Origin of the sequence: Corynebacterium sp. HMSC074E01 (assembly GCF_001808885.1) — a bacterium.
Taxonomy (GTDB): Bacteria; Actinomycetota; Actinomycetes; order Mycobacteriales; family Mycobacteriaceae; genus Corynebacterium.
The window spans coordinates 439,273-446,800 of record NZ_KV794854.1; the positions used below are offsets into that span (position 1 = coordinate 439,273).

Genomic DNA, 7,528 nt, shown 5'->3' on the forward strand with positions numbered 1-7,528 from the left:
GTATTTTTAACCAATGACCACTTCCAATCTCACCGAATCGCCGCGCACGCACTCCGTGACGCTGTGGACGCTCGTCGCGCTCATCATCGGTTCCACGGTGGGCGCCGGAATCTTCTCTCTACCGCAGAACATCGCCTCCGTGGCCGGCCCCGGCGCCATGCTCATCGGCTGGCTCATTGCTGGCGTGGGCATGCTCTCTGTCGCCTTCGTTTTCCAGATCCTGGCTCACCGCAAGCCACACCTCGACTCCGGCGTGTACTCCTATGTCCGTGCCGGCTTGGGTGATTTCATCGGCTTTACCTCTGGTTGGGGCTACTGGCTCGGCTCCGTGATGGCGCAGGTGGGCTACGCCACCCTGTTTTTCAACACCATCGGCCACTACGTCCCTTTCTTTGACGCCGACCACCGCTGGGTTTCCGCCATTGCGGTGTCGTTGCTGTCCTGGGGTATTTTTGCCGTGCTTGCCCGCGGTATTAAGCAAGCAGCCATCATGAACATGGTGACGTCCGTCGCCAAGATTGTGCCCATCCTGGCCTTCATCGTCATCCTCGCTTTCGTAGGCTTTAGCTGGGATAAGTTCACCCTGGATATCTGGGGCAAGGCTTCCGACAAGTCCCTCTTCGAACAGGTCCAGGGCATCATGCTCTTTACCGTGTGGGTCTTCATCGGCGTGGAGGGCGCATCCGTGTATTCGAAGCAGGCGCGCACCCGTTCCGACGTCGGTCGCGCCACCGTCATCGGCTTCATCAGCGTTTTGGCACTGCTGGTCTCCGTGTCCACGCTGAGCTTCGGCGTACTCACACAGGAAGAGCTTGCAGCACTGCCGGATAACTCGATGGCCTCCGTGCTCACCGCCGCCGTGGGTAAATGGGGTGGCGCGCTCATCTCCCTCGGCCTGTGCCTTTCCGTGCTCGGCGCCTACGTGTCCTGGCAGATGCTGTGCGCGGAGCCGATCGTCATGATGGCCGTCGATGGTCTTCTCCCCCGCAAGATCGGCACCGTGAACATCGCCGGCGCGCCGTGGGTAGCGCAGCTGATTTCCACGCTGACGATTCAGCTCTTCGTCATCGTCTTTTTCCTCAACGAGACCTCTTACAACGCCATGGTGCAGCTGGCCACCATCATGTACCTGCTGCCCTACATCTTCTCCTCGCTGTACCTGGTTCTTTTGGCCGTGCGCGGCAAGGGACTAACGCACCCGCATGCCGGGGTGCGTTTCGACATCTCGGGCCCAGAGGTGAGCCGTCGCGAGAACCGGCGCCATCTCTTCATCGGGCTCGTCGCCTTCATTTATTCCCTCTGGCTCATTTACGCCGCCGACCCAGTCTACGTGCTGCTTGGCGCACTGGCCGTGGTCCCCAGCATGATTCCTTACGTGGCCACCCGCCTGTACAAGAAGGAACGCGTGTTCAACACTTTTGAGTGGTTCGTGGTTGCTCTGGTGATTATCGGCGCGGTGGCCGCGGTGTGGGGCTTGGGCACCGGCCGGTTGGTGCTCTAGAAGGCCTCGGGCGCCGAGCGGTGCGATAACACCGCATACGCGATGCAGCTCACTAGCCACAGCACATGACCAATGGCGCTGACGACGAGGAAGATGCCACCAGTAATAGAGGCCGCTTCCTCGTTGCCAAACCACCACGTCGGCACGGTGGCTGGTCCGATGTCCCCAAAGTCCGGCAGGTTGGCGTTGCCCACGATAAAGCCGATGAACGCTAGGGCCATCGATGCCCATGCCCACTCCAAGCGGCTTGCGTAATCACTGCGGATGAACAGCGGGAGCAACCCGAGAAACACCCAAAAGCCAACCAGGAAGATCCCAAACATCACCAAAATGAAGGTGAGCCAGCCACCGTTCTCACCGCTGAACTTGATAACCAGGGAGACGGGGATACTGAACAACGCCGCGAACATCCACACCACCATCATGATGATTCGGGGATTAGCTCTACTAGGCCCAATGTGGTTGTTCGAGGCGTCCATTATTTTTCTCCTACGCTAATGACGTTCTTTTTAGTCTTAGCACCGCTGACGTCGACGCGCTCGAGTTCGAACATCGACGCCAAGAAATCCGCCATCCACTGCAGGAGTTCAATGTCTCGCAGCTTGGGGTCAGTGACATTGCGGCCAGCCTTGGGGAAGTTGAGCTGGATGGCCTTGGCCGCCGCGCGGTAATTCGAGCCCGGGAAGAGGCGCTTGAGGCGTACCTGTTTCGAATCCGCCAATTCCACCGGGTGGACCTTAATGCGCGTGCCCTGCACCGTAATATCGCTGACCCCGGCCCGGCGGGCCTGGTGGCGCAGGCGGGCCACTGCGAGAAGACGCTCCACCGGCTCCGGAACAGGGCCATAGCGGTCCTGCATTTCCTCCACCACGTGTGCCAGATCCGCATTCTCCTTGGAAGCTGCGAGCTTGCGGTAAACCTCCAGGCGGAGGCGTTCGGAGTTGATGTAGGACTCCGGGATATGAGCATCCACCGGCAGGTCGATGCGGATTTCCTTTGGCCCTTCGTCCGTGACCACGGGGGTCTCACCACGCGCGAGCGCCTTGAAGGTCTCCACTGCCTCACCGACAAGACGCACGTAGAGGTCAAAGCCCACACCGGCGATGTGGCCCGATTGCTCAGCACCCAGCACGTTGCCAGCACCGCGCATCTCAAGGTCCTTCATGGCCACGGCCATACCCGCACCCAGATCGTTGTTCTGGGCGATGGTGGCCAGGCGGTCATAGGAGGTTTCCGTCAGCGTGGCGCCCTTCGGGTACAGGAAGTAGGCATAGCCGCGCTCGCGGGAGCGGCCCACGCGCCCACGCAGCTGGTGCAGCTGGGACAGGCCCATGTGGTGGGCGTTCTCCACGATGAGGGTATTCGCATTAGCAATATCCAGGCCGGTTTCCACGATGGTGGTACACACCAGGACGTCGAATTCGCGGTCCCAGAAACCCTGGACGGTGCGCTCAAGCACGTCCTCGTTCATCTGGCCGTGCGCGACGACAATGCGCGCCTCCGGCACTAGGTCCCGCAGTTCGCGGGCCTTCTTCTCGATGTCAGCGACTTTGTTGTGAATGAAGAAGACCTGGCCGTCGCGCAGCAGCTCACGGCGGATGGCCGCGGCCACTTGCTTATCCTCATACGCACCCACATAGGTCAGGACCGGGTGACGGTCTTCCGGCGGGGTCAGGATGGTGGACATCTCGCGGATGCCCGCCATGGACATCTCCAAGGTGCGCGGAATCGGCGTCGCGGACATGGTGAGCACGTCCACGCTGGCCTTCAGTGCCTTGATGTGCTCCTTGTGCTCCACACCGAAACGCTGCTCCTCATCCACCACGATGAGGCCCAGGTTCTTCCACTGCACGCCAGTCTGCAACAAACGGTGGGTACCGATGACGATGTCCACGGAACCATCCGCCAAACCAGCCAGAATCTCCTTGGATTCCTTGGTCGAGGTAAAGCGCGAAAGCACCTCGATATCCACCGGGAATCCCTGCATGCGTTCGCGGAAAGTATCGGTGTGCTGCTGGGCCAGCAAAGTGGTGGGCACGAGGACCGCGACCTGCTTGCCGTCCTGTACGGCCTTGAAGGCTGCGCGCACCGCAACCTCGGTCTTGCCATAGCCCACATCGCCGACGACCACGCGGTCCATCGGCACCGTGGATTCCATATCCTGTTTGACGGCGTCGATGGCCAGCATTTGGTCCTCGGTCTCGACGAAGGGGAAATTATCCTCCATCTCGGCCTGCCACGGGGTGTCGGGGCCAAACTGGTGACCGGGTGCGGCCTGGCGCTTGGCATAGAGTTCCACCAGCTCACCGGCGATCTCGCGCACCGCGGCGCGAGCCTTCTTCTTGGTGTTCTTCCAGTCCGAGCCGCCCATCTTGGACAGCGTCGGCGCCTCACCGCCGGTGTACTTGCTCAGCAAATCTAGCGAGTCCATGGGCACCCACAGCTGGTCGGCCGGTTGGCCGCGCTTGGACGCCGCATACTCCAGCACGATGTACTCGCGGCGCGAAGTCTCGTCACCGGATTGAACGGTGCGCTCGGCCATCTTGAGGAACTTGCCGATGCCATGAGTCTCATGCACCACGTAGTCACCCTGCTTGAGTGCGAGAGGATCCACGCGGTTACGGCGCTTTGCTGGGCGACGCTTCGCCCCCGCAATATCGCCCACACGGTTACCCGTCAGGTCAGTTTCCGTGATGACGACCAGCGGCAGCGCTTCAGCGTCCTTGAGCTTGCGTACCTTCGGGAACACCAGACCAGCATGGGACAAGGCCTGGTAAAGAGTGACTTCGCCGGGGCTCGGCTCCCAGCCAGGTGTGGCCACCTTCGTGGGAATCCCCTTTTCCGCGAAGCGCTCCACCATGCGCTTAATCGCGCCCTGTGCAGGGGCAATAAAGGCGGCACGCCCGCCGGCCGTGGTGTGCGCCAGAAGCTGCGCCATCATGGCATCGATCTCTGGAATATCACCGCGCGGGGTAGGTCCGGGCTCAAAGTCCAGCGGCAGAGTCTCCGATTCAGCCGCCGCAAACATCCCCGGCGGCGCAAAAGTCCACAGCGGGGCCTCGATATTCCGGCACGTCGCCTCCAAGGACTCATAGGAGCGATAACTCGACGCCGAGGTATCCAGGCCCTCGGCCGCCAACGGACCATCCGCGCCCATCGCGGCGGCCTCCCAGCCAGCAGCCAAGAACTCCGCATCGGTGGATTCCAGATCCGCAATGCGGGTGCGGATCTTCTCCGGCGCCACAAGCAGCACGTGCGTACCCGGGGCAAGGAGTTCGGGGAGGGTGACGAAGGGCTCGGCGGCAAGCACGGCCAGCACAGCTTCCATACCTTCAGCCGGGATGTGCTCCCCTACCTTGGTCAGAAGCTCTGCCAGCGCTGCGTTGCCCCCAAACTTCTGCGCCAGCTCGCGGGCGCGTGCGGCTACCTCATTGGTGATCGGCAGCTCGCGGGCGGGATAGATAGCGACCTCGCCGACCTCGATCTCCGGGATTGCGCGCTGGTCCGCCACAGAAAACTGACGGATATCCGTAATCTCATCACCCCAAAACTCGACGCGCACCGGGTAATCAGAGGTGGTGGGGAAAACATCGAGAATGCCGCCGCGCGTGGCATACTCACCGCGCTTAGCCACCATATCCACGTGCTTATAAGCGCGAAACTCCAGCTCCGACAGGATATGAGAAAGCTCGTGCTCATCTTCTTCCTTCAGGAAGATGGGCGCGCGACCCTCCACCTTGCTCAGGATGGGCTGGCAGTACCCGCGGGCAGAGGTCACCACGACCTGGGCTTTGCCCGCCCCCACCAGGTCAAGCACACGCGCGCGCTTGCCGACGATATCCGCCGCCGGCGACAGCCTCTCATGCGGAAGCGTCTCCCATGCCGGGAAATAAGCGACCTTATCCCCCAGCATGGCCGTCAGCTCCGCAGTGAGATCCTCCGCCTCACGCCCGGAGGCAGTCACCACCAGCACCGGCGCATGGTGCGCCAGCGTGCCGATGGCCCACGGGCGCGCCTGGTCAATGCCAGTAATGTGCAATGAGGCTTCCCCCACTTGGGAGGCGAGGCCTTTAAGTTTTGGATCTGAGGCGGCTACCTTGAGCAGCCCGCCCAGCATCGGCGTTGCCACCTACTTAGCTCCCTTCAACTTCGGTGCTGCTTCCATGCCGGAAAGACCATTCCAGCACAAGTTGACGATGTGCGCTGCGACGGTCTCCCGCGAGGGCTCGCGCACGTCCAACCACCACTGCGCAGTGGTGGCCACAATGCCGACGAGCGCTTGGCCGTAGAGCACCGACAGCTCGGGGTCGAGACCACGGTGTTCGAAGGCCTCACCGAGGATATGCGCAATCTGATTTACCGCCGTATTCAACAACGTGGAGAAGCTACGCTCCGCCCCTGGCTTGGAGTCACGCACGAGGATTAGGAAACCATCGGTCTCCTCCTCCACATAGGTCAGCAGGGCGACGACCCCCTGCTCGATGCGCTCGCGCCAAGAACCCGTCTGCAGCGATTCCGTCACGACCTTTTCCAAAGCCACGAGCTCGCGGTCAATGACGACGGCATAGAGGCCTTCCTTGCCGCCGAAGTGCTCATAGACCACCGGCTTGGACACACCAGCGCGTGCTGCAATGTCCTCCACGCTGGCGCCATCGAAGCCGCGTTCTGCGAAGGCTGCACGTCCTATGGAGATCAACTGCTCACGGCGCTCACGCCCGGTCATCCTTTGTCGAACCATGTCTTCTACTGTATCTCCCCCACTGGACATGGCCCGCACCAGCTAAAAGTCGGCCGTTAACCACGCGCCCGAAAGTCTCGGGCACCTGTTTAGGTTTGGCCCACACCTGTCATGTAATATGTCCTCCAGCGCTCATAATATGTGCGCAGTTTCCCCATGGTGTAATCGGCAACACTACGGTTTTTGGTACCGTCATTCTAGGTTCGAGTCCTGGTGGGGAAGCAAGCACAAACACCGCCTGGACTGCAATTATTCAGCGCTTGGCGGTGTTTGTTTTCTTTTCTTACGACCGCGCCTAAATCCCCTAATTTCAGCTTTCCGCGCAATCGACGCCACCTGCGCCGCGGTGTAGTTCAAGGGAGCAATACCAGCGCGCGGAAGCACCCACCCGCGCCAATACGCCATAACCGCTAGGCCAAAGCCCACGAAGGGCGAGATGACCATACCAAGGGCAAACTTGTCGAAGTGCGCGAAGGATGCCATCACGATTCCTGTAAGCACCGCCGGCACGGCGTAGAGCGGGCTTCCCCCAAAGACCGAGGGAATCTGGCCGGAAGCAACATCGCGCACCATTCCGCCACCCACTGCGGTCAAGACTCCCAAGAATACGCAGGCGATAAACGGCATTCCATGGGTCAGCGCCTTCACACATCCAGTCGTGCACCACACACCCAAGATGACAGCATCCGCGTGCTCGAGGAAGATTTCCCAGGCCTTGCCCTTCAGGTCCGTCAAAAAAGCAATGAGCGCGCCCACACACGCCAGCGTGAGATACAGCGGATCAGAGATAGCCGCTGCCGGACCGCTGGCGATCAGCATGTCACGAATCATGCCGCCCGCCAGCGCTGAAAAGAGCGCCAGAAAGACGAAACCGATAATGTCGAATTCCCTACGGCGTGCAATCGTGCCACCAATGATGCCGTTGAGCACCACACCGATGAGGTCAAAGACCTGGTACAGGGAATGGATGAGCGGGTCGACGTCCTGAATCACAGATACTGACCTTAGCTGATCACATCACTTTTAATCCTCGACTCCATCCAGTTTCATCGCCGCACGGGTAAATGAAGCGGTTCACGCACCGACTGCAACCAAGCAAAGCGGCCCGAAGTAAGAACCCCTCGAAGGACGATAGCAAGTTCTCGGCCACACAAGTAGGCAATAAGGGTTGTTCGATGGGGCTAACTCCCGCGTGTCCGATTCATACCTACTTACGCGGGGAGCACCGCTCCAAATACACCGAACCAGTGGATACCGGAGGGCTCATCCCCGCTTACGCGGGGAGCACG

At 60.8% G+C, this 7,528-nt stretch carries 5 protein-coding genes; 1 reads left to right on the forward strand and 4 read right to left on the reverse strand.

All coding sequences use genetic code 11. From position 1 onward, the window contains the following. The first annotated feature begins 13 nt into the window (after positions 1-13). Positions 14-1,501 (forward strand): amino acid permease, encoded by a 1,488-nt coding sequence (locus HMPREF2537_RS11440; protein ID WP_070529175.1) that lies wholly within the window; start codon positions 14-16, stop codon positions 1,499-1,501. Here the strand turns inward: HMPREF2537_RS11440 and HMPREF2537_RS11445 are convergent. The 4 genes from HMPREF2537_RS11445 to HMPREF2537_RS11465 all read right to left on the reverse strand — a co-directional run bounded on the left by HMPREF2537_RS11445 (position 1,498) and on the right by HMPREF2537_RS11465 (position 7,229). Then, positions 1,498-1,980 carry a hypothetical protein gene (locus HMPREF2537_RS11445; RefSeq protein ID WP_070529180.1) on the reverse strand — a complete coding sequence of 161 codons (483 nt, stop codon included), beginning with the start codon at positions 1,978-1,980 and terminating at the stop codon, positions 1,498-1,500. The two genes, HMPREF2537_RS11440 and HMPREF2537_RS11445, sit on opposite strands and share 4 nt — an antisense overlap. Then, complete coding sequence (mfd, locus tag HMPREF2537_RS11450; RefSeq protein ID WP_070529189.1) at positions 1,980-5,618, reverse strand: transcription-repair coupling factor; 3,639 nt, start codon at positions 5,616-5,618, stop codon at positions 1,980-1,982. Before mfd ends, HMPREF2537_RS11445 begins: the two co-directional genes overlap by 1 nt. Before the next feature lie 12 nt (positions 5,619-5,630). Continuing rightward, positions 5,631-6,239: a TetR/AcrR family transcriptional regulator gene (locus tag HMPREF2537_RS11455; RefSeq protein ID WP_070529191.1), complete on the reverse strand. Its 609-nt coding sequence runs from the start codon at positions 6,237-6,239 to the stop codon at positions 5,631-5,633. Between the two features lie 249 nt (positions 6,240-6,488). Further along, complete coding sequence (locus HMPREF2537_RS11465; RefSeq protein WP_210383662.1) at positions 6,489-7,229, reverse strand: trimeric intracellular cation channel family protein; 741 nt, start codon at positions 7,227-7,229, stop codon at positions 6,489-6,491. Positions 7,230-7,528: the final 299 nt, after the last annotated feature.

Bases quoted from the DNA above. Each gene is read 5' to 3' on its own strand.
- HMPREF2537_RS11440 (WP_070529175.1), top strand. From the start codon at position 14: ATGACCACTTCCAATCTCACCGAATCGCCGCGCACGCACTCCGTGACG.
- HMPREF2537_RS11445 (WP_070529180.1), bottom strand. From the start codon at position 1,980: ATGGACGCCTCGAACAACCACATTGGGCCTAGTAGAGCTAATCCCCGA.
- mfd (WP_070529189.1), bottom strand. From the start codon at position 5,618: ATGCTGGGCGGGCTGCTCAAGGTAGCCGCCTCAGATCCAAAACTTAAA.
- HMPREF2537_RS11455 (WP_070529191.1), bottom strand. From the start codon at position 6,239: ATGGTTCGACAAAGGATGACCGGGCGTGAGCGCCGTGAGCAGTTGATC.